Genomic DNA, 2,864 nt, shown 5'->3' on the forward strand with positions numbered 1-2,864 from the left:
CGGGGTGCACGCCGGACAACCCGCCGTTGCGCTTGCCGACGGGTGAGCGGACCGCCTCGACGATGACGGCTTCAGCCATGGTGATGTCTCCTTCGACAGGTGTTTTCGACAGTGTTTTCGACGGGTGTTGTTGTTGACTCGATTGTCAACCAAGGAGTTGGACGGGCACGGGGCGGGGTGTGCCGATGGCGGATAGGCGGGGGCTCACCGGCCCGCTCACCGTCGGTCCGTCGGCGCGGTCACGTGTTGTGGCGCGGGGGCCTACGGACCCAGCAGCTGCCATCGGGTGAACGGGATCGGCGCACGGGATCGTTCCAGTACCGGTCCCACCATCCGAGCAGGCTGTTCAGATCGGGACCGTTGTGGACGTTGAGGAGCAGCGGCTCGCGACCGCGTGTCCTCAGCACCGGGCTGCGGCTTCCGCCGCGGGCGTCGACCCCGGCATACCTACGGGGGTCTGGATCAGACCTTGACAATGTCCCATGCGGCCCGGCTGAGAACCGGCGCTGCGCCGAGAATGTCGAACTCCGTCGCCCGCGCAAGCCACAGCCTGGCGTATTCGACACTGGGTCCCATCCAGAGCGCTTGGCACAACCGGGGCGGAAGGGGTTTGACGCGGCGCCCCTGCACGTGCGGCTGTAGCCAAGCGCTGGCCTCGGCGTAGAACTGTTCGTTGATGGTGGAGATCACCGGCCGAGACTCCTCGATTACCTCGTATTCTCGGCAGTGAAACAGATAGCGCGCCCGCACCTCGTTTGAGGAGACCCACTCCAGATGAGCGCGAACGGATGCCTCGATCCCGCCGCGCGCGCTCGAACTTCCTTGCAGGGCAGCGAGATAGACGGCGAAGTATTCGCGGAGTGTCTCGATGTACAGCTCGGTGGCAACGCCTTCTTTACTGCCGAAGAAATGGTAGATGCTGCCCACGCTGGCGCCGGATTCGCGGTGGAGTGCCTCGATGGTGGTGCCCGCGACCCCGTTCTTGAGAAAGATCGTGAGCGCTGCGTCGAGGATGACGCGCCGACGCGGAGCGCCGGCCTGGGTGGCGGTGGGCATCACCGAACACTACTGGAATCTCCTCTTGACTGGAACATTCTACTAGAATATTCTTCGGACGAAGAGCTGCCGGCACGCGGCGGTTCCACGCGCGGAAGGACTGCGGTCAATGATCGCCAGCACCAACGGCCGAACGAGTCGCAACGCGCGGCCGGTGAATGCGGTTGACGTGACCCTGGTTGTCGCCTGCGTCGTGTGGGTCGTGATGACCCTGTGGTCGGGGAAACACACCGGCGGTGCCGGCTTGCCGGTCATCCCACAGACGATCACGTCACTGGATCTCAGCTGGGCCGATGCCGCGCCGATCGTCGTTCTCGGGTCATACGCCTTCGCGCTGTTCCTCAACCCGGTCAACAAGTCGGTCGGCAGCGTCACATTCTTCATGTTCGGGTTCATCTGGCTGTTGGCCTTGTATCGCTTCGTTGTGCTCGTGTTGGAGCAGAACGGATCCCGCGCGGCGCTCCAGGCATCATTGCAGGGTCCCGGTTGGCTGCGATGAGCCCCACGCTCGCGCAGCTCCGCTCGCAGGGCTACGTCGTGCTTCACGACGTACTGAGCGCCCGCGAAGTGGAACTCATCGGCGACGAGATGGCACCGTTGCTGGCATCGGCACCGTTCGGCCGCAACGACTTCGAGGGCCTGCGATCCCAACGGGTCTACGCGTTGCTGGCCAAGGCGCCGTCAACCGCCGTTCTGGCAACGCATCACACGCTGGCGGCGTTGCTGGACCAACTTCTTCATCCGGCGTACCTCCTCTCGGCGCACATTGCGATAAATGTCCATCCGGGCGAGACGAAGCAGATGCTTCATGCCGACGACGGGCATTGCGCCATTCCGCGCCCCCGCCAACACCTAGGTGTATCCGCTGTGTGGGCCCTCGACGACTTCACGGGCGCGAACGGCGCCACCGAAATCCTGCCGGGCAGCCATCTGTGGGGAGGCGAGACTCCAGATGAGTTCGATTCTCGGATCCGCACAATCGAAATGAGCGCCGGCTCAGTCGCGGTGTTTCTGGGCAGTACCTACCATCGTGGCGGTGCCAACGTCAGCAACACCACTCGGTTGGGGATCACGACGCAGTTCTGCGAACCGTGGGTACGACCCATCGAGACGATGACGCTGGCCGTGCCTCCTGCCGTCGCCGCCCAGTACCCCCCTCGTGTGCAGGCGCTGCTCGGTTACGGGCTTTACCCGCCCTTCATCGGCTACGTCGACGGGCGCGATCCACGCCGTCTCGTCGAGGCCACAACCTCCTGAAACCCCCTGAAACCCCCTGAAACCCCCTGACCGGGCCATGAAATTGGCGGCAGGCCAGGGGAAGACGGGACAAGCCCTGCCATGCGACCCCCCTCACGGCGACGAGCACTGCGTACCCTCACGCGCGATTCACGGGCACAGCTTTGCGGCCTGGGAGGCGGGCAACGGCCCCACTTCGGCACGGCGACGTCGGCGCCTCGGCCAAGCTACCCGGCGGGATACCCCACCGATTTGATCTCGGTGTACTGGTCGAAGCCGGCAACACCGTTCTGGCGGCCCACACCGCTGGCCTTGTATCCGCCGAACGGCGTGTCGGCGCCGTAGGGGGCGCCGCCGTTGACGCCCATGAATCCGGCCCGGATCCGGCGGGCCACGGCCAGCGAATGCTCCAGCGATCCCGACATCACGTTGCCGGCCAACCCGTAGGCACTGTCGTTGGCGATGCGGATCGCGTCCTCCTCGTCGTCGAAGGGGATGACCGAGAGCACAGGGCCGAAGATCTCCTCCTGGGCGATCGTCATGGAGTTGTCCACGTCGACGAAAAGCGTTGG

The 2,864-nt window shown here is 64.9% G+C and carries 4 protein-coding genes; 2 read left to right on the forward strand and 2 right to left on the reverse strand.

The window, feature by feature from the left end:
- Nucleotides 1-462: 462 nt before the first annotated feature.
- Nucleotides 463-1,056 (reverse strand): TetR/AcrR family transcriptional regulator, encoded by a 594-nt coding sequence (locus AC2VOP_RS06160; RefSeq protein ID WP_486960131.1) that lies wholly within the window; start codon nt 1,054-1,056, stop codon nt 463-465.
- 109 nt (nt 1,057-1,165) lie between these two features.
- Here AC2VOP_RS06160 and AC2VOP_RS06165 point away from each other — a divergent pair, with 109 nt between their 5' ends.
- Nucleotides 1,166-1,555, forward strand: coding sequence for a hypothetical protein (locus AC2VOP_RS06165; protein WP_486960132.1), 390 nt, complete (start codon nt 1,166-1,168; stop codon nt 1,553-1,555).
- Nucleotides 1,552-2,313, forward strand: a complete 762-nt coding sequence (locus AC2VOP_RS06170; RefSeq protein WP_486960133.1) for a phytanoyl-CoA dioxygenase family protein — start codon at nt 1,552-1,554, stop codon at nt 2,311-2,313. The genes AC2VOP_RS06165 and AC2VOP_RS06170 overlap by 4 nt, the downstream gene beginning before the upstream one ends.
- Before the next feature lie 206 nt (nt 2,314-2,519).
- Here AC2VOP_RS06170 and AC2VOP_RS06175 read toward each other — a convergent pair.
- Nucleotides 2,520-2,864, reverse strand: a 345-nt coding sequence (locus AC2VOP_RS06175; protein ID WP_486960134.1) for an aldehyde dehydrogenase family protein, incomplete at its 5' end; no start/stop codon positions are given.

The organism is Mycobacterium sp. TH-M106 (assembly GCF_057473765.1).

Coding starts and splice junctions, on each gene's coding strand:
- AC2VOP_RS06160 (WP_486960131.1), bottom strand. CDS start 1,056: ATGCCCACCGCCACCCAGGCCGGCGCTCCGCGTCGGCGCGTCATCCTC.
- AC2VOP_RS06165 (WP_486960132.1), top strand. CDS start 1,166: ATGATCGCCAGCACCAACGGCCGAACGAGTCGCAACGCGCGGCCGGTG.
- AC2VOP_RS06170 (WP_486960133.1), top strand. CDS start 1,552: ATGAGCCCCACGCTCGCGCAGCTCCGCTCGCAGGGCTACGTCGTGCTT.